This is a genomic window from Cryobacterium adonitolivorans (assembly GCF_004402695.1).
Taxonomy (GTDB): Bacteria; Actinomycetota; Actinomycetes; order Actinomycetales; family Microbacteriaceae; genus Cryobacterium; species Cryobacterium adonitolivorans.
Map to the genome: position 1 here is coordinate 15,650 of NZ_SOFL01000012.1, position 25,257 is coordinate 40,906.

At 69.6% G+C, this 25,257-nt stretch carries 22 protein-coding genes and 1 pseudogene; 6 read left to right on the forward strand and 17 right to left on the reverse strand.

The genetic code is table 11. The features are described 5' to 3' along the window. Positions 1–66: 66 nt before the first annotated feature. The 3 genes from E3O42_RS04250 to E3O42_RS04260 are packed head-to-tail and all read right to left on the reverse strand — an operon-like array spanning position 67 to position 3,949. The gene (locus tag E3O42_RS04250; protein ID WP_241984631.1) at positions 67–1,251 is read right to left on the reverse strand and encodes an ABC transporter ATP-binding protein; all 1,185 of its coding nucleotides are present in this window, start codon (positions 1,249–1,251) and stop codon (positions 67–69) included. Continuing rightward, positions 1,248–2,891 carry an ABC transporter permease gene (locus E3O42_RS04255; protein ID WP_134452685.1) on the reverse strand — a complete coding sequence of 548 codons (1,644 nt, stop codon included), beginning with the start codon at positions 2,889–2,891 and terminating at the stop codon, positions 1,248–1,250. The genes E3O42_RS04250 and E3O42_RS04255 overlap by 4 nt, the downstream gene beginning before the upstream one ends. A gap of 11 nt (positions 2,892–2,902) precedes the next feature. Next, positions 2,903–3,949, reverse strand: a complete 1,047-nt coding sequence (locus tag E3O42_RS04260; protein WP_134452686.1) for an iron ABC transporter substrate-binding protein — start codon at positions 3,947–3,949, stop codon at positions 2,903–2,905. 149 nt (positions 3,950–4,098) lie between these two features. Between E3O42_RS04260 and E3O42_RS04265 the strand changes: the two genes are divergently transcribed. Then, complete coding sequence (locus E3O42_RS04265; protein ID WP_134452687.1) at positions 4,099–8,154, forward strand: DUF3418 domain-containing protein; 4,056 nt, start codon at positions 4,099–4,101, stop codon at positions 8,152–8,154. A gap of 50 nt (positions 8,155–8,204) precedes the next feature. Here the strand turns inward: E3O42_RS04265 and E3O42_RS04270 are convergent, their stop codons facing one another. After that, complete coding sequence (locus E3O42_RS04270) at positions 8,205–8,681, reverse strand: MarR family winged helix-turn-helix transcriptional regulator (protein WP_134452688.1); 477 nt, start codon at positions 8,679–8,681, stop codon at positions 8,205–8,207. 130 nt (positions 8,682–8,811) lie between these two features. On the opposite strand from E3O42_RS04270, the gene E3O42_RS04275 reads away from it, so the two are divergent. Continuing rightward, on the forward strand, positions 8,812–9,189 hold the full coding sequence (locus E3O42_RS04275; RefSeq protein ID WP_134452689.1) for a DoxX family protein: 378 nt from the start codon (positions 8,812–8,814) through the stop codon (positions 9,187–9,189). Positions 9,190–9,271: 82 nt separating this feature from the next. Here the strand turns inward: E3O42_RS04275 and E3O42_RS04280 are convergent, their stop codons facing one another. From E3O42_RS04280 to E3O42_RS04315, 8 genes are all read right to left on the reverse strand, one after another. Then, on the reverse strand, positions 9,272–10,069 hold the full coding sequence (locus tag E3O42_RS04280) for an amino acid ABC transporter ATP-binding protein (RefSeq protein WP_478213360.1): 798 nt from the start codon (positions 10,067–10,069) through the stop codon (positions 9,272–9,274). Then, positions 10,066–11,109 (reverse strand): amino acid ABC transporter permease, encoded by a 1,044-nt coding sequence (locus E3O42_RS04285; RefSeq protein ID WP_420897861.1) that lies wholly within the window; start codon positions 11,107–11,109, stop codon positions 10,066–10,068. The genes E3O42_RS04280 and E3O42_RS04285 overlap by 4 nt, the downstream gene beginning before the upstream one ends. Before the next feature lie 3 nt (positions 11,110–11,112). After that, on the reverse strand, positions 11,113–12,009 hold the full coding sequence (locus tag E3O42_RS04290; RefSeq protein ID WP_134452690.1) for an ABC transporter substrate-binding protein: 897 nt from the start codon (positions 12,007–12,009) through the stop codon (positions 11,113–11,115). A gap of 200 nt (positions 12,010–12,209) precedes the next feature. Then, positions 12,210–13,106, reverse strand: a complete 897-nt coding sequence (locus E3O42_RS04295) for an ABC transporter substrate-binding protein (RefSeq protein ID WP_134452691.1) — start codon at positions 13,104–13,106, stop codon at positions 12,210–12,212. A gap of 225 nt (positions 13,107–13,331) precedes the next feature. After that, positions 13,332–14,360 carry an iron-siderophore ABC transporter substrate-binding protein gene (locus E3O42_RS04300; protein WP_134452692.1) on the reverse strand — a complete coding sequence of 343 codons (1,029 nt, stop codon included), beginning with the start codon at positions 14,358–14,360 and terminating at the stop codon, positions 13,332–13,334. Positions 14,361–14,428: 68 nt separating this feature from the next. Then, positions 14,429–15,283: an ABC transporter ATP-binding protein gene (locus E3O42_RS04305; protein ID WP_134452693.1), complete on the reverse strand. Its 855-nt coding sequence runs from the start codon at positions 15,281–15,283 to the stop codon at positions 14,429–14,431. Then, the gene (locus tag E3O42_RS04310) at positions 15,283–16,338 is read right to left on the reverse strand and encodes a FecCD family ABC transporter permease (protein WP_241984632.1); all 1,056 of its coding nucleotides are present in this window, start codon (positions 16,336–16,338) and stop codon (positions 15,283–15,285) included. The genes E3O42_RS04305 and E3O42_RS04310 overlap by 1 nt, the downstream gene beginning before the upstream one ends. An 8-nt stretch (positions 16,339–16,346) precedes the next feature. Beyond that, on the reverse strand, positions 16,347–17,426 hold the full coding sequence (locus E3O42_RS04315) for a FecCD family ABC transporter permease (protein ID WP_134452694.1): 1,080 nt from the start codon (positions 17,424–17,426) through the stop codon (positions 16,347–16,349). A gap of 77 nt (positions 17,427–17,503) precedes the next feature. Here E3O42_RS04315 and E3O42_RS04320 point away from each other — a divergent pair, with 77 nt between their 5' ends. Then, entirely contained in the window at positions 17,504–18,370 is an 867-nt protein-coding gene (locus E3O42_RS04320) for a PhzF family phenazine biosynthesis protein (RefSeq protein WP_134452695.1), read from the forward strand. A gap of 127 nt (positions 18,371–18,497) precedes the next feature. Here the strand turns inward: E3O42_RS04320 and E3O42_RS04325 are convergent, their stop codons facing one another. Continuing rightward, positions 18,498–19,382: a sulfurtransferase gene (locus tag E3O42_RS04325; protein ID WP_134452696.1), complete on the reverse strand. Its 885-nt coding sequence runs from the start codon at positions 19,380–19,382 to the stop codon at positions 18,498–18,500. Positions 19,383–19,455: 73 nt separating this feature from the next. Here E3O42_RS04325 and E3O42_RS04330 point away from each other — a divergent pair, with 73 nt between their 5' ends. Beyond that, positions 19,456–20,664 (forward strand): MFS transporter, encoded by a 1,209-nt coding sequence (locus E3O42_RS04330; RefSeq protein WP_134452697.1) that lies wholly within the window; start codon positions 19,456–19,458, stop codon positions 20,662–20,664. Between the two features lie 80 nt (positions 20,665–20,744). On the opposite strand, the gene E3O42_RS04335 is transcribed toward E3O42_RS04330, so the two are convergent. Continuing rightward, positions 20,745–21,416, reverse strand: a complete 672-nt coding sequence (locus E3O42_RS04335; RefSeq protein ID WP_338144924.1) for an SDR family oxidoreductase — start codon at positions 21,414–21,416, stop codon at positions 20,745–20,747. A 151-nt stretch (positions 21,417–21,567) separates the two neighbouring features. On the opposite strand from E3O42_RS04335, the gene E3O42_RS04340 reads away from it, so the two are divergent. Together E3O42_RS04340 and E3O42_RS04345 are read left to right on the forward strand one after the other, a co-directional pair. Beyond that, positions 21,568–22,476, forward strand: a complete 909-nt coding sequence (locus E3O42_RS04340; RefSeq protein WP_134452699.1) for an endonuclease domain-containing protein — start codon at positions 21,568–21,570, stop codon at positions 22,474–22,476. A gap of 89 nt (positions 22,477–22,565) precedes the next feature. Continuing rightward, positions 22,566–23,384 (forward strand): aldo/keto reductase, encoded by an 819-nt coding sequence (locus E3O42_RS04345; protein ID WP_241984634.1) that lies wholly within the window; start codon positions 22,566–22,568, stop codon positions 23,382–23,384. A 69-nt stretch (positions 23,385–23,453) separates the two neighbouring features. Here E3O42_RS04345 and E3O42_RS04350 read toward each other — a convergent pair whose 3' ends face one another. From E3O42_RS04350 to E3O42_RS18905, 3 genes and pseudogenes are all read right to left on the reverse strand, one after another. Further along, on the reverse strand, positions 23,454–24,440 hold the full coding sequence (locus E3O42_RS04350) for an aldo/keto reductase (RefSeq protein WP_134452701.1): 987 nt from the start codon (positions 24,438–24,440) through the stop codon (positions 23,454–23,456). A gap of 9 nt (positions 24,441–24,449) precedes the next feature. Next, entirely contained in the window at positions 24,450–24,935 is a 486-nt protein-coding gene (locus tag E3O42_RS18425) for a hypothetical protein (RefSeq protein WP_241984635.1), read from the reverse strand. Between the two features lie 58 nt (positions 24,936–24,993). Then, positions 24,994–25,239 (reverse strand): annotated as a pseudogene (locus tag E3O42_RS18905) (alpha/beta fold hydrolase); the annotation flags it as partial. Positions 25,240–25,257 lie beyond the last annotated feature (18 nt).

A 25,257-nucleotide genomic window follows, 5' to 3' on the forward strand; every position in this document is an offset into this window, starting at 1 on the left:
CGAGCCTAGGCACCGGCCGCCTCCGGCGCACGTCACGCATGCCGAGAGCGTAATCCCGGGCAACGGTCAGTGCTTGATGGCAGGGAACGGATGCCGGTGCGCGGCAGTCTGGGCGTCCGAGCTGAACGCCGTGGCCGTTCCGTGTGCGGTGAGCCTGACCCGGCTGCCGACGGAGGTGCCGGTCGTTCCGCGGTGCCGAACGTGGACGACGGTTCCGCCGGCCGCGCCGTCGATGCGCACGGTGAGCTGCACCTCTGGCCCGTAGAAGTCGACCGCCTCGACCCGGCCGACGCAGGCGCCCCCGCAGGAACCCGGCGCGTCCGCCGAGCCGACCGTCGCTTCCGGGCCGAGCCCGTCGAGGTGCTCAACCACGATCTGCTCTGGACGCAACATGATGCAGGCCGTGCCGCGCAGGCTCGTGGGTAACACCGGCAGAGTGCCGAGAGCACACTGGGCGACACCGTCGCCGATTATGGCCGGCAGCACGACCGCGTCGCCAAGGAAACGGGCCGTGAACAGGTCGGCCGGGCGCCAGTACAGTTCCCGCGGCGACCCGACCTGGCCGAGGTGGCCGTCGCGGAGCACAGCGAGCTGGTGCGCGAAGCTCATCGCCTCGGCCTGGTCGTGGGTGACCAGCACTGTCGTGATTTCGGCGCGCTCAAGCGTCGCGGCGACGATGTCGCGGGTCACGGCCCTGAGGCCGGCGTCGAGGGCAGAGAACGGCTCATCGAGCAGCATCACCCGCGGGCGGCGGGCGAGAGCCCTGGCCAGGGCGACGCGTTGCTGCTGGCCGCCCGAGAGCTCGTCGGGGCGGCGCGCGGCGAAGTCCGGGGTCAGCGACACCATGCCGAGCAGTTCGTCGACCGCCTTTCGGCGGCCCAGCCGGGTGCCGCTGCGCAGGGCCGGCCCGAGGCCGAAGGCGATGTTCTGCCCGACGGTGAGGTGCGGGAACAGGGCGCCGTCCTGGGCGACGTAGCCGATTCCCCGCCGGTGGGCCGCCACGGCGATGCCCGGTGCGGCAACCTCGCGGCCGTGGACGGTGATCGTGCCGACGTCGGGCAGCTCGAAGCCGCTTATCAGGCGAAGCAGGGTGGTCTTCCCCGACCCCGACGCACCCACGATCACGGTGCGGCTGCCCTCTGGCACGGTGAGTGCGATGTCATCGAGGATGGTCGCCCCGCCGAACCGTTTGCCCACGCCGACCATCTCGACCGCGGCCTGCTCGGCACCGGCCTGCGCCCGCCCGCTCACGAGACGGCCGCCAGTCGCGACCGGGCGAACAGGAGGTAGGTGACCGGCAGGCTCAGTACGATCATCAGCAGTGCGTACGGGGCCGCCCCGACATAGTCAATGTCGTTCACCTTCGACCAGAATTGGATCGCCAGCGTGCGGGTGCCGTTCGGCGCCAGGAGAAGCGTCGCGGTCAGCTCGGTGACGATCCCGAGGAAAACAAGCGCCGCCGCGGCGAGGGCGGACGGCGCGAAGAAGCGGGCGGTCACGCTCAGGAACGCGGCGACCGGGTGCTTGCCGAGCGACCGGGCGGCCTCCTCCAGCCCGACCGGCACCTGCGCGAGCCCGGCGCGCAGGTTTACAAGCGCCCGGGGCAGGAACATCAGCACGTAGGTCACGACGACCAGCACTGCGGTCTGGTAGAGCGGCTGCACGAAACGGATGCTCACTGTCACCAGCGCGAGCGCCGTCACGATCCCGGGCAGCGAGCTGGTGAGGTAGTTGACCGACTCGAGGCCGCGCGCCAGCCGGCTCGGGTGCCGCACCGCGAGGAACGCGACCGGGAAGGCGAGCAGACACGTCGCGAGGGCGCCGGCCAGCCCGTAGCCGACCGTCTGCAGGAACGCCTCTGCCACGACGCCGTCGGACCACACCTCGACGCCACCGCGCACGAGCCAGCGGATGACGCTCGAAAACGGGACGCCGATCGACAGCACGAACAGGCCGCCGAGGAACAGGTAGCCGAGCGGAGTGAACATCCCCAATCCGCGCCGTTGGGCGTCCTTGGCGACGCCTGAGCCGATCCGGGCGTAGCGGGACCTGCCGCGAGCGCCGGACTCCCCGACCAATAGGAATAGACAGCAGAGCACGAGCACCCCGGCCAGCGCGTTCGCCGCCGGACCGTTGAAGGTGGAGCGGTACTGCTCGACGATCGCGGTCGTGAAGGTGTCGAAGCGGATCATCGCGAAGGCGCCGTACTCGGAGAGCAGGTGCAGTCCCACCAGGAGCGAGCCACCGAGAATCGGCAGCCGCAACTGGGGCAGGACTACGCGCAAGAAAACCCCGCCTGGGCCGCTGCCGAGCGAACCGGCGGCCTCTTCGACGGTCGGGTCCAGGCGCCGCAACGCGGCCGCGCAGGGCAGGTAGACGAGCGGGAAGTAGGACAGGGTCGCGATCAGCACGCCGGACCACAGTCCGTTCAGCGAGGGGATGGCGCTGACCCAGCCATAGCTGTTCACGAACGCCGGCACTGCGAGCGGGGTCGCCAGAAGCACCGCGAACACCCGGGCGCCGGGCAGCCTCGTGCGCCCGACCAACCAGGCGCAGCCCACTCCGATTGCCGCGCACAGCGGTACGGTGATAACGACGAGGCCGACCGTGTTCATCAGCAGTTCGCCGACCCGGGGCCGGAACACGAGCGCCGACAGCGCCGGCCAGCCGGTGAGGATCCCCGTCACGATCACATAGCCGAGCGGCAGCAGTCCGAACAGCGCCACCGTGCACGCCACGGCCACGATGAACGGCGACGGGCGCCGGCCGACGCGGCCGACGGCATCCGTCTGCACCGGACCGCGGGGCCCACCGCGAGCGTCGGCAGCGCCCCCGGCTGCGGGCAGCCTGGACTCAGGCGTCGTTGTCTCTGGTGCGCGGGTGAGGGACATCGGGTCCTAGTTTACAGAAGCCCGGCCTCGGTCATCAGATCGGTGACCTTGGTGCTGTTGAGCTGGGAGGGGTCGAGCAGGGGTGCGTCCAGCTCGCTGATCGGCACGAGCGCGGGGTTCGCTTCGACCCCGGTCGCGACGGGGTATTCGAAGGAGGTGCCGGTTTTCAGGACCTCCTGGCCGGCCTTGCCGGTGATGTACGCGAGGAAGGCCTGCGCGGCGACCTGGTTCGTGCTCGTCTTGAGCACCCCGCCGCCCGAGATGCTCAGAAAGGCGCCCGGATCCTGGTTCTTGAAGTAGTGCAGCTTGGTGTTGGAGCTGTTCTCGCCCGTGCCGGTCTGGTCGCCGAACCAGTAGTAGTGGTAGATCACGCCGCCGGGGATCTCCCCCGCGTTGACGGCCTTCATGACCGTGCTGTTGCCTTTGTAGGCCACCGAGTTCTGCTTCATCGCCGTGAGCCAGGCGCTCGTTGCGGACTCGCCCTCGAGTTCGAGCATGGCGCTGACGATGGCCTGGAAGTCGGCTCCGGAGGGCGAGGCGGCCCAGCGGCCCTTCCAGCTCGGGTCGGCAAGATCGAGGAGGGATTTCGGCAGTTGGTCCTCGGTGAGGAGCTTCGGGTTGTAGGCGAACACCGTGGAGCGCGCCGCGATCCCGGTCCAGTTGCCCGAGGTGGGTTGGAACTGCTCGGGCACCTGCTCGAGGGTCGAGGCGTCGACCTTGGTGAACAGCTCGGCGTTGTCGACGAGGCTGATCGCGGGCGAATTCTCGGTCAGGAAGACGTCGGCCTTCGAGGCGCTGCCCTCCTGCACGAGCTGGTTGCCGAGCTCGGAGTCGTCACCGTTGCGCAGGGTGACCGTGACGCCGGTCTCCTTCGTGAACTCGTCGGCCCAGGCCTGGGTCAACTCCTCGTGCTGGGCGTTGTAGACAGTGATGGCGCCGGACGGCGTGCTGCTTTCGGCGGCCGACGGGCTGGGCGCCTCACCGGGGGCGCCGCAGGCGGTCGCGCCCAGCAGGGTGGCCGTCGCGATCGCGCCGGTCATGGCCCAGCGGCGTGTCATCGTGAACGTCATTGTGTAGGGGTCCCCCTCGTCGTGCAGGCGTGGCCCGCGGTGATCAGGTTAGCCTATCCTAAAAGGAGGTCGGAGGTCGTTCTCGCAAGCTCGACCAGCGAGTGGGGCACTCCGCGAGGCAATAACATGGAGGGCTAATGATTCCCGTGAAAATCACCTTCCCGCCCGAGTTGCCGATCAGCCAGCGCCGCGACGACATCGCGCGCGCCATCCGCGACAACCAGGTGGTGATCGTGGCCGGATCCACCGGGTCGGGCAAGACCACCCAGCTGCCCAAGATCTGCCTGGAGCTGGGCCGGGAGAGCATCGGCCACACCCAGCCGCGCCGGCTCGCCGCGCGCACCATCGCCGAGCGCATCGCCGAGGAACTCGGCCAGGAGGTGGGCGAGCTCGTCGGCTACCAGGTGCGCTTCACCGACCGGGTCGGCGCCGACACCCGCATCAAGCTGATGACCGACGGCATCCTGCTCAACGAGATCCACCGCGACCGGATGCTGCACAAGTACGACACCATCATCATCGACGAGGCGCACGAGCGCAGCCTCAACATCGACTTCCTGCTCGGCTACCTGCAGCAACTGCTCCCCCAGCGGCCCGAGCTCAAGCTCATCATTACCTCGGCCACCATCGACCCGGCCAGCTTCGCGAAGCATTTCGCCGCCGCCGACGGCACCCCGGCGCCCATCATCGAGGTCTCCGGCCGCACCTACCCCGTCGAGATCCGCTACCGCCCGCTCGTGGCCGAGGCCGCTATCGACGACGAGGACGAGATCGCGGATGCCGCGCCCAGCGTGGACCGCGACTACATCGAGGGCATCTCCGCCGCGCTCGACGAACTCGAGCAGGAGTCCAACGGCGACGTGCTGGTCTTCCTCTCCGGCGAGACCGAGATCCGCGACGCGGCCGACGCCCTGCAGGGCAAGTTCGCCGGCGGGGGCCGCACCAGCCCCACCGAGGTGCTGCCGCTGTACGGCCGGCTCTCCTCCGCCGACCAGCACAGGGTGTTCCAGCCCTCCACCGTGGCCGGGGTGCGGCGGCGCATCGTGCTGGCGACCAACGTGGCCGAGACCAGCCTCACCGTGCCGGGCATCCGGTACGTCATCGACGCCGGCACCGCCCGGATCAGCCGGTACAGCGTGCGCTCGAAGGTGCAGCGACTGCCGATCGAGGCCATCGCGCAGGCCTCCGCCAACCAGCGCTCGGGCCGAAGCGGCCGCACCAGCGACGGCATCGCCATCCGCCTCTACAGCGAAGAGGACTTCACCCGGCGTCCCGAGTACACCAAGCCGGAGATCCTGCGCACCAACCTCGCCGCGGTGATCCTGCAGATGATCTCGCTGGGCCTGGGCGACATCGCGCAGTTCCCGTTCCTCACCCCGCCGGATTCCCGCAACATCAAGGACGGCCTCGACCTGCTCACCGAGCTCGGCGCGGTCACGGCCACCGTGGCTCCGACGGGCACGCCCACCGAAGACCCGAGTCAGGCCGGCGGCCGCGACGGTGGCCGGTCCGGCGGGCGCGGTCGTGGCCGTGACAGCGGCGGTCGCGGGCCCCAGGGCGGGCGGATGGCCGTCACGGCCGGCACGCACGCCCTCACCCGGGTGGGCCAACAGCTCGCCCAACTGCCCATCGACCCCCGCTTCGGCCGCATGGTGATCGAATCGAAAATCCAGGGCACCAGCCGCGAGGTGATGGCCATCGTCGCCGGGCTCACCATCCAGGATGTGCGCGAGCGACCGCTCGAGCGCCGCGGCTCCGCCGACGAGAAGCACGCCCGGTTCGCCGATCCCACCAGCGATTTCCTCTCTCTGCTCAACCTCTGGAACTACCTGGAGAACCAGCAGAAGGAGCTCGGCTCCAGCGCATTTAGGCGGCTGTGCAAGAACGAGTACCTCAACTACCTGCGGGTGCGCGAGTGGCAGGACGTCTACAAGCAGCTCCGCCAGCTGGCCAAGCCGCTGGGCCTGCACATCGGCGACCCCAGCGTGAACCCCGACGGCATCCACCGGTCGATGCTCTCCGGCCTGCTCTCGCACATCGGCCTGAAGGACGTCGCCAAGAAGGACTACATCGGCGCGAGGCAGCAGCGCTTCGTGTTGTTCCCCGGCTCCGCGCTGGCCAAGAAGCAGCCCAACGCCGTGATGAGCGCCGAGCTGGTGGAGACCAGCCGTCTGTTCGCCCGGATGAACGCCGTCGTCGACCCGGCCTGGGCAGAGCAGCTCGCCGGTGACCTCTGCAAGAGGAGCTACTCCGAGCCGCACTGGGAGAAGAAGCAGGGCGCCGTGGTCGCCTACGAGCGTGTCACCCTCTACGGGGTGCCGATCGTGCCGCGCCGCCGCGTGCAGTTCTCCAGGGTCGACCCGGCCTACGCCCGCGAGCTGTTCATCCGGCACGCCCTCGTCGATGGCGAGTGGGACCTCGATCGCGTCGACCAGCGGGTCACCGCCTTCGACCGCGCCAACACGGCCCTCCGCAAGGAACTCGCCGAGCTCGAGGAGCGCACCCGGCGCCGCGACATCCTCTTCGACGACGAGGCCGTCTTCGAGTTCTACCACCGACGCATTCCCGCGGAGGTGCACAGCACCCGAACCTTCGAGACCTGGTGGCGGGTCGCCCGCGCCGAGACGCCGGACCTGCTCACCATGACCGCCGAGGCGCTCGTGCCCGAGGATGCGCCGGAGATCGACGAGTCGCTGTTTCCGCCGACATGGCAGCAGCGCGACCAGCGCTTCGCGCTGAGCTACCGGTTCGAGCCCGGCGAGGAGGACGACGGCGTGACCGTGCAGGTGCCCCTCGCGCTTCTGGCTCGCCTCTCCCCCACCGGCTTCGACTGGCAGGTGCCGGGCCTGCGCGCAGACCTGGTCACCTCGCTGATCAAGTCGCTGCCCAAGGCCATCCGCCGCAACGTCGTGCCCGCCGCCGACTGGGCCGTGCGCCTCCTCGCCGAGCTGCCCCTCGCCCCCGGTGTCGTGCGTTCGACAGGCTCATCCACCGTGGGTTCCTCGATCGGCGATCGATCGTTGGTCGAGCTTGTCGAGACCCCGCGCGCCACCTTGAATCGCGCCAACACACATGGCGATTCATCCGACCCCTCCTTCGCCGAAACCCTCGCCGCCCTTATCCAGCGCCTCACCTACGTGCCCGTCACCGTGCGCGACTTCGACCTCTCCAGGGTGCCCGCGCACCTGCGCATGACCTTCCGGGTCGTCGACGAGCGCGGCCGCACTGTCGCATCCGGCAAGGACCTCACCGAACTGCAGCGGCGCCTGGGCAACAAGGTGCGCGAGTCCGTCGCCAAGGCCTCCGCAGCCACCCCGAAGAACGCCATCGAGCGCAGCGGCCTCACCACCTGGGACTTCGTCGAGCTGCCCCGCTTCATCGACACCAAGCAGGGTGACAACACCATCCGCGGCTACCCCACCCTGATCGACGACGGCACCTCGGTGAGCATCCGCATGATGAGCACTGCGGAGGAGCAGGGCCGCACCCTGCCGGGCGGCGTGCGCCGCCTGCTGCTGCTTGCGACGGCGTCGCCGGTGGCGTACGTGCAGCAGCACCTCAAGGGCGGCGAGAAGCTGTCGCTGGCCACCAGCCCGTACCGGTCCACCCAGGCGCTGTTCGACGACTGCCTCGCTGCCGCCGTCGACGACGTGCTCTACCGGGTGCGGCCCGACGGCCAGGTGTTCATGAAGGCCGAGTTCGACACCATCCGCGACCGGGTCTCCGGGGTCGTGATGGACTCGATGTTCGAGACCGTCGGGCTGGTCGCCCGCATTCTCACGGCGTCCCGCGCCGCCGACAAGGCGCTCAAGGCCTCTACCAGCATGGCCCTGCTGGCCGCGCTAACGGATGCCCGCGAGCAGCTGAACGGGCTGGTCTACCCCGGTTTCGTCAGCGCCACCGGGCTCGCCCAGCTGCGGCACCTGCCGCGCTACCTCGGCGGCATCAGCACCCGCATCGACAAGCTGCTCGACAACCCCAACCGCGACCGCGTCTGGATGAACGAGGTGCAGTCCGCCACGGCTCGCTTCGCGGACGCCGGCGGGCGCATCCCGCTGCCTGCGGATGCCGCGCCCAACCTGGTGCGCGCGAGATGGATGATCGAGGAGCTGCGCATCAGTCTCTTCGCCCAGGAACTGCGAGCCGCGGAGTCGGTCTCCCTCCAGCGCATCCAGAAGGTCCTGGTCTCCTAGCCCCCTCGTCATCCCGCGAACTGTGAGTAAAGCCCCACAACTCGCGAGTTTTAGGTGCTTAACTCACAGTTCGCGTGGTCGTCGGGATGCGCAAGCGCCCGGGCGATGTCGGTGAGCGAGAGCACCTGGGCGGAGGTGAGGCGATCGAAGACCAAGCGGCGCACCTGGGCGACGTGCCCGGGCGCGGCCGCCACGAGCTTGGCCAGGCCCGTCTCGGTGAGCGTGGCCAGCACCGCGCGGCGGTCATCCGGGGCCATCTCGCGGGTCACGTAATCGGCGGCCTCGAGCCGGGCCACGATGCGCGACAGCCGCGACTGCGAGGTGCTCGCCGAGGACGCGAGGTCGCTCATCCGCATGCAGTGGCCGTCCCGCTCGGAGAGCATCACCAGCACCATGTAGTCGGCCATAGCCAGGCCAGAGTCGCGCTGCAACTGCGAGTCGAGCGCAGCGGGCAGCAGGAAGAGCACCCCCGCGAGGGCCGTCCATGCCGTCAGCTCATCGGCGGTCAGCCACTCCGGTTCGTGCATCCGCCCACTCTACCGAGATTTACTTGACGTGGAAAGTAGTTCCCGCTAGTTTATTTGACGCGGCAACTACTTCCGCCGCAATTATCCTCGTTCGGTGTCTTCAGGCCCGAGACCAACCCAGGAGTCCCCCATGAACATCGCCATCTGGATCATCACCGGTCTGCTCGCCGTCGCCTTCATCGGCGCCGGCCTGATGAAGGTCGCCCAGCCCCGCGCCAAGCTCGCCGCCAACGGCATGGCCTGGACCGACGACTACTCGGATGCCGGTGTCAAGCTCATCGGCCTCGCCGAACTGCTCGGCGGCATCGGCCTGATTCTGCCCGCGCTCACCGGCGTCGCCCCGGTCCTGGTGCCGATCGCCGCCGCCGCCCTCACCGTGATCATGCTCGGCGCCGTCGTCTGGCACGTGCGCGCCGGCGACGGTGCCAAGGAGACCATGCCCAGCGTGATCCTGGGCATCCTGTCCCTCGTCGTGGCCATCACCCGCTTCGGCCCCTGGGCGTTCTAACCCGCGCAGTCATCCTGCGAACCGTGAGAAAAGCCCCAAAAACCTCGAGTTCTTGGGGCTTTTCTCACGGTTCGCGTGGGGGCTAGAGCACCTTGGAGAGGAACGTCTGGGTGCGGGCGTGGCGCGGGTTGGCCAGGACCTCCGACGGGAGACCGGACTCGACCACGACGCCGGCGTCCATGAACACCAGCGAATCGGCGACCTCACGGGCGAAGCCCATCTCGTGGGTGACCACGATCATGGTCATGCCCTCCCTGGCCAGGCCCTTCATCACGTCGAGCACCTCGCCGACGAGTTCGGGGTCCAGCGCGCTGGTGGGCTCGTCGAAGAGCATCAGCTTGGGCTCCATCGCCAGCGCCCTGGCGATCGCCACCCGCTGCTGCTGCCCACCGGAGAGGTGCGCCGGGTAGTAGTCGGCCCGGTCGGCCAGGCCCACCCGGGCGAGCAGGTCGCGAGCGTTGCTCTCCACCTTCGCCTTGGGCATTCCCTTGACGCGCAGCGGCGCCTCCATCACGTTTTGCAGGGCGGTCATGTGCGGAAACAGGTTGAACCGCTGGAACACCATGCCGATGTCCCGGCGCTGCTTCGCGGCTTCCTTGGGCGCCATCTCGTAGAGCTTGCCGTTGGACTCGCGGTAGCCGATCAGCTCGCCGTCCACGCTCAGCCGGCCGGCCGAGAGCACCTCGAGATGGTTGATGCAGCGCAGGAACGTGGACTTGCCCGACCCACTCGGCCCGACAAGGCACATCACCTCGCCGCGCTTGACCTCGAGGGTGATGCCCTTGAGCACCTCATTCGAGCCGAAGCTCTTGGTGACCTGCTCGGCCAAAACCATCGGCACGTCGACGGATGCGACGCCGCCCACTGTCGTAGCGCTCATCGTGCTCCTCCGTCGCCGGTCGTGCCCGGTGCATCCGTCCTCGGCGGCAGCACCACGGTGGGCTGCCCCGCCCCGACCACGGGTACGACACCGGTGATGGCGCCCGTGGTGGGAGCCGCCGGGTCGCTCTTGTCGGTCTGCCGGTCGCCCACCCCGCGGGAGAAGCGCTTCTCGAGGAAGTACTGGCCTACCATCAGGATCGAGGTGAAGAACAGGTACCAGATCGACGCCACGATAAGCAGCGGGATCGGGTTGAAGGTCTCCGCCGAGATGTCTCGCGATCTTGTGAACAGCTCCAGGCTGAACGGCACGGCGGTGACCAGGGACGTGGTTTTCAGCATCGAGATCACCTCATTGCCGGTCGGCGGGATGATCACCCGCATCGACTGCGGCAGGATGACCCGGGTCATCGTCTGCGACCAGCTCATGCCCAGGGCGACCGAGGCCTCTTCCTGGCCCTTGTCGACCGAGAGCAGTCCGGCGCGCACGATCTCGGCCATGTACGCGGCCTCGTTCAGGGCCAGGCCGATGACGGCAAGAGTGAAGGTATTCAGGGCCGCGTTGGTGCTGAACGAGATCCACGGGGTCATGAACGGCAGGCCGATGTCGATGCTCGTGTAGATCAGTGAGATCAGGCCCCAGATGGTCAGCTGCACATAGACCGGGGTGCCGCGGAAGATCCAGAGGTAGAACCACGCCACGCTCTTGACCACCGGGTTGGGTGAGAGCCGCATCACGGCCAGGATCACGCCGAGGATGATCGCGATCACCATGGAGAAGACCGTCAGTTCGATCGTCACCAGGGCGGCCATCGAGATGCGCCGGTCGAAGAGGTACTTGCCCACCGCCGGCCAGTCGTACGCCGGGCGGAAAGCCGCGTCGACGACGAAGAACGCGAAGATCGCCACGAGCAGTACGGCGAACACCATGCGCCACGGGTGTCGCAGTCGGATGGCCTTGATCGGCTCCGACGTCGACGCCGCTTCGCGCAGCGGCGGGGTCTGCCCGGCCGCTGCGCCGTTCACGTTCGTGGTGCTCACGGCTTAACCGTTCGCGCCCGCGTTAATTGTGATCTCGTCGATGCCGCCGTCGGCGACGCCCCACTCGTCGAGGATCGCCTGGTAGCTGCCGTCGTCGACCATGGACTGCAGCGCGGCCTGCACGGCCACGGTGAGTTCGGAGCCCTTGGCGACAACCATGCCGTACGGGGCCACATCGAAGGTCTCGCCGGCGAGCTGCAGCTTGTCGCCGGTCTGGGCGATCGCGTACAGGGTGACCGGGGAGTCGGCGCTGAGCGCGTCGGCCTGGCCGAGCACGACCGCGTTGGTCGCGGCATCCTGGGTGTCGAACTTGAGCTTGTCGATGGGGGGCTTGCCGGCGGCAACGCAGGCGTCGCTCTTGGCGGGCACCTCGTCGGTGTCCTCGAAGGTAGTGGCCTGTACGGCCACCTTCAGGCCGCAGGCGTTGTCGGGGTCGACATCCTTACCTGCCGCCGAGGCCCACTGGATGCCCGCGGTGTAGTAGTTGACGAAGTCGACCTGCTGCTGCCGCTCGATGGTGTCGGTGAACGAGGACGAGCCGATGTCGGCCTTGCCGCCGGTGACGCTCGGGATGATGTTGTCGAACTTGGCGACCTGGAATTCGGGTTCGAGGCCGAGCTTGGCGGCGATGCCGCTGGCTATCTCGATGCCCCAGCCGATCGGATCGCCCGCCTCGTTCTTGAACTCGTTCGGTGCGTAGGTCGGGTCGGTGCCGATGACAAGGGTCCCGGTGTCGGCGACGTCGGCGGGGACCAGGGCCGCTGCCGCGTCGTCCTTCTCGATCGTGGGTGCGCTGCTGGCGTCGGTGCCACTCGTCGCAGGCGTCGAGTTGTCGACGCAGCCGGTGAGCATCAGCGCGGCGGCGGCAGCGAGGGCGGGGAGTACATATCTAACGCGCATGGCACGACCTTCTTCATTAGGGCGTCGAGGTTTCGATTCGACTGAATGGCAGTGAACGGTCCGACTGCAGTGAGCCTAATACACCCCTGCTCCGGGGGAATGGTCTGGCGATATCGGTTCGGGAACAGCCCAAACGACGCCCGCCAAGGTTACCGTGTGCCGCGACGGCGGCACTCCAGCGGGTCAAGAGAGCTCATGGGTCAGCCGTTCGCGGCTGCGTTGATCGTGATCTCGTCCACGCCACCGTCCGTGACACCCCAGGCATCGAGGATGGCGTTGTAGCTGCCGTCATCCACCATCGACTGCAGAGCGGCCTGCACGGCGGCGGTGAGTTCGGAACCCCTGGCGACGACCATGCCGTACGGGGCCTCATCGAAAGTGTCGCCGGCCGGCTGCAACTTGTCGCCGGTCTGGGCGATCGCGTACAGCGAGACCGGGGAGTCGGCGCTGAGTGCGTCGGCCTGGCCGAGCACAACAGCGTTGGCCACGTCGGCCTGGGTGTCGAACTTCAGCTTGTCGATCGGCGGCTTGCCGGCGGCCACGCAGGCCTCGCTCTTGGCGGGCACCTCATCGGTGTCCTCGAAGGTGGCGGTCTGCACTGCAACCTTCAGACCGCAGGCGTTGTTGGGGTCGACGTCATTGCCCGTCGCCGACGCCCACTGGATGCCGGCGTTGTAGTAGTTGACGAAGTCGACCTGCTCTTCGCGCTCGACGGTGTCGGTGAAAGAGGACGCCCCGATGTCGGCCTTGCCGCCGGCCACGCTCGGGATGATGTTGTCGAACTTCGCGACCTGGAACTTCGGTGTCAGGCCGAGCTTGGCGGCGAGGCCGCTGGCGAGCTCGATGTCCCAGCCGATCGGGTCGCCGGCCTCGTTCTTGAACTCGTTCGGCGCGTAGGTCGGTTCGGTTCCGATGATCAGGGTGCCACGATCGGCCACCTCGGCCGGGACCAGTGCTGCTGCCGCATCGTCTTTCGTGGTCGCAGCGGCGCTCCTCTCGGGCACACCTGACTCCGCCGGAGTCGAGTTGTCCACGCATCCGGTGAGCATCAGCGCCGCCACGGCAGCGAGGGCGGGGAATACGTATCTAGCGCGCATGGCACAACCTTTTCATGGGTCTCGAGGCCTCAAGGATCGAGTCGACAGTGCGGCCCGTGGATGGTGCGACCGGAGTGAGCCTGAAACGTCCCTGCGCTGGGGGTACGGCTCGTACGACATCGGCTTCGGGACCAGTCGGTACGGAGGCATCTCAAGGTTACCGCGCTCCAGGCAGCCCTCGCTCCCGGCCGCTGGGGCCGGGAGCGCTGCGTGTCTAACCGGCGATTACTTCGCGGCGTCGGCGGCCAGAGCGGCCACCGAGAGCTGCTCGACGTAGTCGTCGATGCCCCAGGTGAGCGAAAGGCCGGTGGGCGGGGAGACCGAGGCGACGACGGCCGCTCCGACCGGCGACGCCACGGCTCCGTTCTGCACCTGCGGCATGACCTGCGCGTAGCCGGCGTTCAGGAACGCGTCGGATTCCTCCTGGGTAGCGGCGAAGTTGACGATCACGTCACTCGTGAGTTTGTCGAGCTGCTCGTAGCTGATCGTGTAGAAGAAGTCGGACTCCCCGTTGGCGAGTTCGGCGACGCTCGGGGCGCTCTCGAAGCCGAGTTCGGTGGCGAAGGTCACGCGCGGGTCGGCATCCGTGTAGACGTAGAAGACTCCGGCCGTGTCGGAGGTGAGGGCGATTGACTTGCCCGCGAACTCCGGATGCGCCGCGGCCTTTTCGGCGATCGCCCTGTCGATGTCGGCGAGCAGGCTGGTGGCTTCGTCGGTCTTGCCCAGGGCCGTGCCGGTGATCTCGATCAGCTCCCGCCAGTCGGTGGACCAGGGCTCGTCGGGGTAGGCCACGACGGGGGCGATGTCGCTGAGCAGCTCGTACTGCTCCTCGGTCAGGCCGGAGTACGCGGCGAGGATCACGTCGGGCGCGGCGGCCGCGATCTCCTCGTAGGGCGGTTCGGTGGAGTCGGAGAGCACGGTCGGCAGGTCCGCGCCCTGCTCGTCCAGGGCGTCGGCGATCCACGGCAGCACGCCGTTCTCGTCGCCGCCGTAGGCCTGGAACGGGATGGCGACCGGCACGACACCCAGCGCGATGGCGTCGTCGGCGCTGCCCCAGCCCCAGGTGACAACACGGGTGGGCTCGGCGTCGATGGTGGTCTCACCGAAGGCGTGCTCGATGGTGACGGGGAAGGCGCCGCCGGCCGCGGCATCCGTGCCGGCGTCGCCGTCGGTGTCGGAGGCGGAGCATCCGCTGAGCGTGAGGGCGGCGATGGCCGCGGTGGCGGCGAGCACGGTGATCAAACGTCTAGGCACAGGTAACTCCGGATCTGGAAGGGGGAAGGGCCCCTGGTGTTTAGGGTAGCCTCACCTAATATAGCGGATCAGGCGGCGCCGTGGAAGCGCCCGATCGGCACGACCAGCGGGGAGCCGCAGACCGGGTCGGCGATGATGCGGGCGGTGAGCCCGAAGGCGTCCAGCACCACGGCCTCGGTGAGCACCTGGGCCGGAGCGCCCTCGGCGATGATCGTGCCCTGGCGCATGACTACGAGCCTGTCGGCGTAGCGGGCGGCCAGGTTGAGGTCGTGCAGCACCATCACCACCGTTGTACCCTGCTCGTGGTTGAGCTCGTGCAGCAGGTCGAGCACCTCCACCTGGTGGGTGACGTCGAGGAAGGTGGTGGGTTCGTCGAGCAACAGGATGTCCGGGTTCTGCGCGAGCGCCATGGCGATCCAGACGCGTTGGCGCTGCCCGCCGGAGAGCTCTTCCATGCGCCGGGAGGCCAGCTCCAGGGTCTGGGTGGCGGCCATGGCCTCGGCGACGATGGTGTCGTCGGTGCTCGACCAGTGCCGGAACCAGCCCTGGTGCGGGTACCGCCCCCGGCCGACGAGGTCGGCCACGCCGATGCCCTCCGGCGCGATGGGCTGTTGCGGCAGCAGGCCCACGATGGTGGCGACCTTCCGGCTGGGCAGGCTGGCGATGTCGCGGCCGTCGAGGGTGACCGTGCCGGCCTGCGGCGGCAGCAGCCGGGCGAGGCCGCGCAGCAGGGTGGACTTGCCGGACGCGTTCGCGCCGACGATCACGGTGATCGCGCCGGGTTCGATGGCGAGGTCGAGCTTGTCGACGATGCGGGTGCCGTCGTAGCCGAGGCTGAGGCCGGTGGCGGTGAGGGCGTGCCGGGCGAATGCGCCGGGCTGGCCGACGGGCTGGCCAGCGGTCTGGTCGGTGGTCTGGGGCATCAGGCTCCCTTTCCGATTCGGTTCTGGGTGGCGAGCAGCCAGAGCAGGTAGGGGGCGCCGATGGCGCCGGTGATGATGCCGGCCGGCAATTCGAGCGCCCCCGGCAGCAGGTGCTGGGCGGTGAAGTCCGCGACCGTGGTGATCAGCACACCGATCAGCGCGGCCGGGAACAGGGCCAGGCTGCCGGTGCCCACGAGGCGGCGGGCGATGGGCGCAGAGACGAAGGCGATGAACGCGAGCGGACCCACGAAGGCGGTGGCGAGGGCCGCGAGGGCCACGGCGGCCACGAGCAGGGCCAGCCGGGAGCGTTCGGCGCGCACGCCGAGGCTGCTGGCGGTGTCGTCGCCCAGTTGCAGCATCCGCATCCGCCCGGCGAGCACCCCGATGGCCGGCAGCAGCACCGCCAGGAACGCGGCCAGCACCGCGATCTCCGGCCAGCGGGCGCCGCTGACGCTGCCGACCAGCCAGGTGAGGGCGTCCTCGGCGTTCCGGAGGTCGGCGCGGGAGAGCAGGTAACCGAGCAGGCCCTGCACCATGAACGCGACACCCACGCCGATGAGCACGAATCGGTAGCCGACCACGCCGCCGCGCCAGGCGAGCAGGTAGATGGCGGCGGCCACGACCATGGCGCCGGCGAAGGCCATGAACGAGGTCGCGACACTGCCCAGGCCCAGCACGAGCATGCCGAACACCGCGGCAGCGCTGGCGCCGCCGGTGACGCCGATGATGTCGGGGCTGGCCAGTGGGTTCCGCAGCACGGTCTGGAACAGCGCGCCGGAGACCGCAAAGGCCACGCCGACGAGGATCGCCAGAGTCAGCCGCGGCAGCCGCAGTTTGAACACGATGAAGTTCTCGCTGCTCGATCCCTGGCCCACCAGGGTGCGCAGCAGGTCGGGCACGCTGAGGTTGTAGGCGCCGACCATCAGGCTGGTCGCGGCGACGACCAACACCAGCGCGGCCAGCACGAGCACGATGCGACGTTCCCGGCGGTGCCGCAGGGTGCGGGCTCGCACGAGCGGGGCGGCATCCACCGCGGCCCGGGCGGATGTCGTCACGGCGCCGCTCACAGGCCGGCCAGCTTCACGCGGCGCACCAGGGCGATGAGCATCGGGGCGCCGAGGAACGCGACGACCAGGCCGGCCTCGATCTCGCCGGGGCGGGCGATCACCCGGCCGAGCACGTCGGCGGCCAGCAGCAGCACCGGGCCGAGCACCGCGGAGTAGAGCAGGATCCAGCGGTAGTCGGGGCCGGTGAAACGGCGGGCTATGTGCGGAACGGCCAGGCCCACGAACACGATCGGGCCGGCCATGGCGGTGGCCGAACCGCAGAGCAGCACCACGGCGACGGCGCAGACGATGCGGGCCGCCACGAGGTTCTGGCCGAGCCCGCGAGCCAGGTCGTCGCCCAGGGCGAGCGCGTTGAGCATCCGCCCGGCCAACAGGCAGAGCAGCACGCCGACGCCGATGAACGGGGCCAGTTGCAGGGTGGAGTCGAGGTCGCGGGCCACGAGGGAGCCTGCCGACCAGAACCGGTACTTGTCGAACGCCTCCGAGTCGCTGAGCAGCACGATGGTGATCAGGGAGGTGAGCGAGGCGGTGAGCGCGGTGCCGGCCAGGGCCAGTTTCACCGGGGTGGCGCCCTCGCGGCCGAGGGAGCCGACCACGTAGACGATCACGGCGGCCACGAACGCGCCGGCAAAGGCGAACCAGACGTAGCCCATCGCCGAAGTGACCCCGAACCAGGCGATGCCGGCGACGACGAAGAGCGAGGCGCCGGCGTTGACGCCGAGCAGGCCGGGATCGGCGAGCGGATTGCGGGTGATGCCCTGCATGAGGGCCCCGGCCAGGCCGAGCGCGAGGCCGGCGAGCAGGCCGATGGCGGTGCGCGGCACCCGCAGGTCGAGCACGACGGTGTGGTCGGTCACGCCGAGGTCGGGGTGCAGCAGGGCCTCGAGCACGGTGCCCAAGGGGATCGCCCTGCTGCCCACTACGAGCGACGCGGCCACGGCGAGCGCCAAAAGGATCACGGCGGTGAGCAGTCCGGCGAGCTGGCGCCGCCGCGGCACCCGCAGCGCGTCGTTGGCTGCGGGCACGACGGACCCGCGGGTCGGCGCACCCGTCCCCGAAGCCGCTGAGGTAAGCATTACCTAAGTATGCCAGCCTCGACCTGAGCAGTCACCCGGGGTGGACCGTCCAGAGTCCCTGCTGGCATCATGAACCCATGACTGTGCCCGTGCTGCGATTCGCCGCCTTCACCGACCCGACCCTCACTGATGCGGCCGCCGGGGGAAACCCCGCCGGCATCGTGCTCGACGCAAGCGGCCTCGACGACGCGGCGATGCAGTCCATCGCCGCCAAGGTCGGCTACGCCGAAACCGCCTTCGTCACGGTGCCGGTGGTCGACGGCGACCCGCGCCGCAGCCGGTTGCGCTACTTCTCCCCCGTCGCCGAGGTGCCGTTCTGCGGGCACGCCACCATCGCCACCGCCGTGGCGCTGGCCGGCCGCGACGGTGTCGGCGCGTTCACGTTCGACACCAGCGTCGGCACCATCACGATCCAGACCCGCAACACGGATGCCGGCCTGGCCGCATCCTTCACCAGCGTCGAGCCCGAGGTGCGGGCCATCGCGCCTGAGGTGCTCACCGAACTGCTCGGGCTGCTCGGCGCCTCGGTTGCGTCGCTGCACCCCGAGTACCCGCCCCTGCAGGCCTTCGCCGGCAACTGGCATCCGGTGCTGGTCTTCGCCAACGCGGCCGGGTTCGACGCCTTCACCTTCGACCCGGCGGCCATGCGCACGCTGATGGATGCTCAGGGCTGGGCGGGAACCGTCACCACCCTGACGGTGCTGGGCCCGAACGAGTTCGAGGCCCGTAACCTGTTCCCGGTCGGCACCCTCAGCGAGGACCCGGCCACCGGCTCGGCCGCCGCCTCGGTGGGCGGTTACCTGCGCGAGCTCGGGCTGGTGACACCGCCGACGCGGGTGGTCATCCACCAGGGCCGGCACGTGCACCGGCCGAGCCTGCTGCTCGTGGACGTGCCTGCCACCGGCGGCATCGTGGTGAGCGGCACCGCGTCCGAGATCGCCTAGCCGCGCGGCGCGTCAGCCACGGCACGCGTTACCCCCGGCGGCACGCGATAAAACAAGCGCCGCCGGGCGTACTTCGGGCCGCGAAGACCAAACCGGGCCGCGACGCTGCCGGGCCCTCGAGAAGGGCCTAAGCGCGAGCGGATGCCCCGCCGGGAGCGTCCCCGGTCGCGACCGGCCGGTCGGGCAGGTTCGACCACTGTGACCAGGAGCCGGGGTACACCGCCGGGGTGAATCCGGCGAGGGTGAGCGCCACGGCCTCGTGGGCGGCCGTCACTCCGGAACCGCAGTACACGCCCACGTCGTAGCCGGGACCGCGCGTCCCGGCGAACACCTGACCGTGCACCCCGAGTGCCTCGAACCGGGCCCGCAGCTGGGCGGCCGGAAGGAACCGGCCCTCGGCATCCAGGTTGCCGCCCGTCGGAGCGCTCACCGCGCCCGGGATGTGCCCGGCGCGCGGGTCGATCGGTTCGGTGTCCCCCCGGAAGCGTTCGGCGGCGCGGGCGTCGAGCAGCACGCCGTCCTGCGCGAGCGCGGCCGCGGCATCCGCGTCGAGCACAGGCAGGACGCCGAGCGTCAGGCTCACCGAACCGGCCGGAACCGGCTCCTCGCCCTCCACTACCGGCAGTTCGGCGGCGCGCCAGGCGGCGAGGCCGCCGTCGAGCAGGCGCACGTCGCGCACCCCGGCGTGGCGCAGCAGCCACCAGGCGCGGGCGGCAGACATGTTGCCCAGGTCGTCGTAGACCACGACAGTGTCGCCATCGTTCAGGCCCCAGCCGCGGGCGGCGGCCTCCAGATCGGCCGACGCGGGCAGCGGATGCCGGCCGTCGGCCGCTTCGCCGTGCCCGGCCAGTTCGGAATCCAGGTCCACATACACGGCGCCGGGCAGGTGCCCGCGGCGGAACTCGGCACGGCCAGGAGGGCCGCCGAGCTTCCACCGCACATCGAGGATGCGCGGAGCCGGGCCGACGACGAGGAGTGCGGCCAGATCGGCCGCCGAAATCAGTGTGTGCACCCGTTCACGTTAGCCGGGCAGGCAGAGCCTCCGCTGCGCTTTGAGGCTCGCCCCGGACATAGACTAGACGGTTGTGAGCAGCTACTGGACCCTTCTGAAAACCCCGGGCGTTGCCCGACTCATCGGAGCCCAGCTCACCGCCCGATTCCCCTTTGGGATGCTTTCGCTGGCGTTCCTCATCCACATCGAGGCGCTCTTCGACTCGTACGCGGCCGCGGGCCTCGTGCTGGCCGCCATGAGTATCGGCCAGGCCATCGCCGGCCCGCTCACCTCCCGGCTGATGGGCCGGCTGGGCATGCGCCCGGTTCTCATCGTCACCATGATCGTGTGCACCGCGGCGATCGTGGTCATGGCCCTGGTGCCGCTGCCGATCGTGGGCCTGATGGTCGTCGGCTTCATCGCCGGCCTGTCGATGCCGCCCATTCAGCCGGCCGTCCGCACCATCTACCCCAAGGTCGTCAACTCCCGCCAGCTCACGCCGCTGTTCTCCCTGGACGCCTCGGCGCAGGAGATCATCTGGGTGCTCGGCCCGGTCATCGCCACCTTCGTCGCTATCCAGGTCAGCAGCACCGCGGGCATCCTGCTCGCCGCGTTCTTCCTCGTCGCCGGCGGCATCTGGTTCGTGGCGCTGCCCGAGGTGGGCCGGGTGCGCATCCCCCGCAGCCGCCGCAAGCTCGGGGTGGTGCTCAAGAAGCCCGAGGTGCTGCTGAGCACCGTCGTGGGCTTCATGCTCGTCGCCGCCTGCGCGGCCGTCGAGGCCGGGGTGGTCGCCGTCTTCGGCCACGGCAGCGCCAACGCCGGCTGGGTGCTGGGCATCTTCGCCATCGGCTCGCTCATCGGCGGGCTCGCGCTCGGCCACCTCCCGATCGGCCCGTGGGCGCTGGCCAGCCGGATGCTCATCGTCACGCTCGGCCTGGCCGTCGCCGGCATCTTTCTCAACTTCTGGTGGCTATCGGGGGCGCTGCTCGTCGCCGGCATCGGGATCGCGCCGTCGTTCGCGGTACTGTTCGGCATCGTCTCGGCCAGCGTCAAGTTCAGTGACACAGCCGAGGCGTACGGCTGGATCGGTACGGGGCAGCTCATCGGCGCCGCGCTCGGCTCCGCACTGGCCGGCTTCGCCATCGACCACTCCGGTGCCGGTGCCGCGATCTACGTCGCCGCCGGGTTCGCCGCACTCGGCACGATCATCCCCGCGCTCGGCCGCCGCTGGCATCCCGACCTGCGTGGCCGCGACGCCGGCCCGATCCCCGACACCGAGCCGATCAGCATCCAGGTCTCCTAGCCCGTCCCCCTCCCCCTTCCCTCCCCTCACGCGAGCTGTGAGTTAAGCACCCAAAAACTCGAGTTTCTGGGGCTTTTCTCTCAGTTCGCGAGGCTGAAACCGCCCACCAGCCAGCCGATCAGGCGGGCGGGGTCGGTGGGCTCGCCGAACCGGCCGAACGGGATGGTGCGCAGATACTCGAGCATGCCGTCCAGGGGGCGGTCGGTGGTCTCCGGATCGAGGTAGCCGGTGTTCACCGGGCCGGGATTGACGGTGTTGAGGGTGATGCCACGGCTGAGCAGCTCACTGGCCACGGTGGGTGTGAGCCCGGCGTCGCCGAACTGCTCGGCGAAGGCGCGGGTGAGCAGCAGCGTGGCGCGGGCGTTGACCTGCCAGTGCCCGTCGAGCATCTCGGCAGTCATATCGAAGATGGAGCCCTCGCCGCCGCTGCGGGCATGGCTGGCCACCAGGATGTCGACTCGCCCGGTGGGCCCGACGGCCGCGCGCACGACCGCCGCCGCGGCATCCGGCCCGGCCAGGGCGGCGCTCACGTCACCGAACACGGCGCCCTCGGTCAGCGCCGAGCGGATGCCCGCCCGCACCGCGTCGAGGTCGTCTCCGCCCCAGAGCTGCTCGTCGTCGTGCGGCGCGAAATGCTGCACGAACACGCTGGCGCCCAGCTCCGCCAGGCGCACCGCCACCGCGTAGCCGATGCCCTTGCGCCGCGACACCCCGGTGACGAGCGCCGTCCTCCCGTGCAGGGTGGGTCCGATCCCCCGAGACTAGGCCCCACCAGCCCGCGAACCGTGACTTGAGCACCTAAAAACTCGCGCTTCTGGGGCCTTTCTCACAGCTCGCGGAGGGCGCGGTGGGCCCTGTGGAGAGATTCCCCGACGTTGGGTGTGAATTTGGCATCCTCTCTGCATGTCACGACGCACACCCATCCCTCCCGAGCTCCTGGGCGAGCCCTTCCCGGTTGCACTGGCCCGAAGCCTCGGCCTCACGCGACGCCGCCTCCAGGGATCCGACCTGTGCGCCCCCTTCCGAGCCGTGCGTGTTGCCGGGCCGGCTCCGACAGGCGCGTTCGGCCTCAGCCGCAGCTATGCCGAGCGGATGCCACCCACCCACGTGATCAGCCACCACACTGCCGCGCTCCTCCTCGGGCTCCCCCTTCCCTCCTGGCTCGAGGCTGACACCCGCATCCATGTCACCGTGCCCGCCGGCACCCGGCCGCCGCAGATGACCGGGGTGGTCGGACACGAGCTGCGCACGGAGTTGCTGAACGTCGAGTACGTGGACGGCATCCCGGTCACTTCGCCCCTGCAGACCTGGGCGGATCTCGGCATGGTGCTGCCCCGCACCGCCCTCGTTGCCGTGGCCGACGTCCTCCTCGCCGGCGAACATCCGGCCTTCACCCCGGAGGACCTGCACCGCGCGACCCTCGCCCGCGCCGGCCGCCGCGGCGTGAAACGCCTTCGCACGGCGGCTTCCCTGGCGCGTGCCCGGGTCGAATCGCCCAAGGAGACCGAGACCCGGCTACTCCTGGTCGATGCCGGGCTGCCGGAACCGATCACGAACTACGTGATCACCGACGCCGAGGGCAACTTCCTCGCCCGCGTCGACCTGGCCTGGCCGCGCCTGCGCGCCTGCGTCGAGTACGAGGGTGAAGGCCATCGCACCGACCGGGCCCAGTTCCGCAAGGACATCGCCCGACGGGAGCGGCTCGAGGATCACGGGTGGCGAGTCATCCGGATTACCGACGATGACCTCATGGGGGGTGGCCATGAGTTCCTCCGCCGGGTGCGCACCGTCCTCAGGGCCCGCGAGCTGTGATTTAAGCACCACAATTTTGAGATTTTCGGTGCTTATCTCACAGCTCGCGGGAGGCCGGGTCGGGGTCGCGGCGGGGTTTAATGAGACGCATGGACCACACGCTTCTCATGAACGACGGCCTCCGCATCCCCCAGCTCGGACTCGGGGTTTACAAGATCCCGGATGCCCTGGCCGCGAGCACCGTGCAGATCGCGTTGGAAGCGGGCTACCGGCACGTCGACACCGCGGCGTTGTACGAGAACGAACGCGGCGTCGGCGAGGGCCTGGCCCGGGCCGCCCTCCCCCGCGACGAGGTCTTCGTCACCACCAAGGTCTGGAACGACCGGCACGGCTACGACGAGACCCTGCGCGCGTTCGATGAGAGCATGGCCAAGCTGGGCCTGGACTACGTCGACCTGTACCTGGTCCACTGGCCGGCGCCCCGGCAGAACCGGTACGTCGACACCTACCGCGCCCTGGAGACGATCAAAGCCGACGGGCGCGCCCGGTCGATCGGGGTGTCGAACTTCCACACCCACCACCTGGACCGGTTGCTGGCCGAGACCGACATCGTGCCGGCGGTCAACCAGGTGGAGCTGCACCCGTGGCTGCAACAGACCGAGGTACGCGCGTACAACGCCGCGCACGGCATCCTCACCGAGGACTGGTCGCCGCTGGCCCGGGGACGCGCGATCGGCAACCCCACCCTCGACGCCATCGGCGCCCGGCACAGCAAGTCCGCCGCCCAGGTCGTGCTGCGCTGGCACCTCGACCTCGGCGACGTCGTGATCCCCAAGTCGGTGACCCCGTCCCGCATCCGCGAGAACCTCGACGTCTTCGACTTCACCCTGGATGCCTCCGATCGCGCCGCCATCACGGCCCTGGAAGCGAACGAACGCACCGGAAAAGACCCCGACGACCTCGGCTGAAGCCCGCGAACTGTGAGGAAAGCACCTTCCCAGCGCGTGGGAAGGTGCTTAGCTCACGGTTCGCGAGAGTTACCAGCGCTCGTGGATGGACCCGCGCAAGAGGCGGTCGTAGATGGACTGCACGCCCATCATGAAATCCTCGGACAGCGGCGGCAGGGCGCCGGCGGATGCGTTGCCCTGCGCCTGCGAGACCGACCGCGCGCCGGGGATCACCGCGGACACCCCGTCGATCTGCGCCACCCAGGCCAGCGCGGCCTGAGCGGGCGTGAGGCCCTCCGGCACCAGGGCGGCGAACTCGCTCGCGGCGATCAGGCCGGTCTCGTAGTCGACGCCGGAGAAGGTCTCTCCCACGTCGAAGGCGCTGCCGTTGCGGTTGTAGTTGCGGTGGTCGTTTTCGGCGAAGGTGGTCTCGCGGGTGTACTTGCCGGTGAGCAGCCCACTGGCCAGCGGAACCCGGGCGATGATGCCCACGCCGGCGGCGCGCGCGGCCGGCACGACCTCGTCCAGCGGCTTGAGCCTGAACGCGTTGAGGATGATCTGCACGGTGGCGATGCCGGGCCGGGCGATGGCCGCCAGCGCCTGAGCGCAGGTTTCCACACTCACGCCGTAGTTGGCGATCACGCCGTCGTCGACGAGGGTGTCCAGGGCGTCGTAGACCTCGCCGGACTCGAAGACCGCGCTCGGCGGGCAGTGCAGCTGCACCAGGTCCAGGGTCTCGGTGCCCAGGTTCCGGCGGGACCGCTCGGTCCACTCGCGGAAGTTCGCCAGCACGTAGTTCTCCGGCAGCTGCTCGGCCCGGCGGCCCATCTTGGTGGCCACGGTGATGTCCACGCCGGGGGCGCCGTGCTCGAGGAAGTGCCCGATGATCTGTTCGCTGCGGCCGTCGCCATAGACGTCTGCGGTGTCGAAGAAGGTGACGCCGGCATCAACGGAGGCGGCGAGCACGGCGGTGGCGTCGGCCTCGGTGACGTCGCCCCAGTCGGCGCCCAGCTGCCAGGTGCCCAGTCCGATGACGGAGACGGTGCGGCCGGTTCTGCCCAGTGTTCTAGTGTCCATCCGACCAGCCTATCCACGCGGCCCGGCGACAGCGGGAACACTCCGGGCTGCCGGGTGATCCTCAGGCTCGCCGTCGATCACCCTCACGAGCACCTTCGCGATGCGGCTGCGCACGATGTGATCGTTGGCCTCCACCCGGTGGGTGGTGACGTGCCGCATCCGCTCCACCACGCGCAGGCTGCCCGGTGCCACGAAGGCGCCCAGCGCCCCGTAGATCAGGTCGACGGGGATGCCCAGGCTGGCGATGTCGCTCACCATCGTCTGCGATTCGATGCAGTGCTCGAGCGACTTCACGAACGGGGTCCAGGTGTCTTCGGTCAGTTCCAGGATGCCTTTGGGCAGCAGCCGGCCGAGCACCGCCGCGTTGGCGAGGGTGAAGTCCTTGTTCGACCGCAGGAATTCGTAGGCGCGCAGGTACGTGGTGACCCTGGCGCGGCGCTCGCCGCGACCATCCGTGCGCTGAACCTGCGGGAGCCCTTCGTGCTGGTGGGGCATTCGCTCGGCAGCCTGATCGCCACCCGGTACGCCGCCGAACACCGCTGACATGGTCGTCGAGGGTGTACTCGCAGTCCGGCGGCGCCGGACTGGCGCCGTGGCCGAGGATGTCCACGGCGATGACCCGGTGCCCTGGTGCCAGCAACGGCACAACCTTCCGAAAGGTCACCGCGGTCGAGGCAATGCCGTGCACCAGGATCACGACGGGTCCGGTGCCGGTGTCGGTCTGGACGAACAGTTGCGGAGCGCGGCGCCGACGGAGGGCCTCCGTCAGCGCCGCCCAGCGTCCGCGGCCCGCGGCCACGGCGCCGCTCCCCGCGGC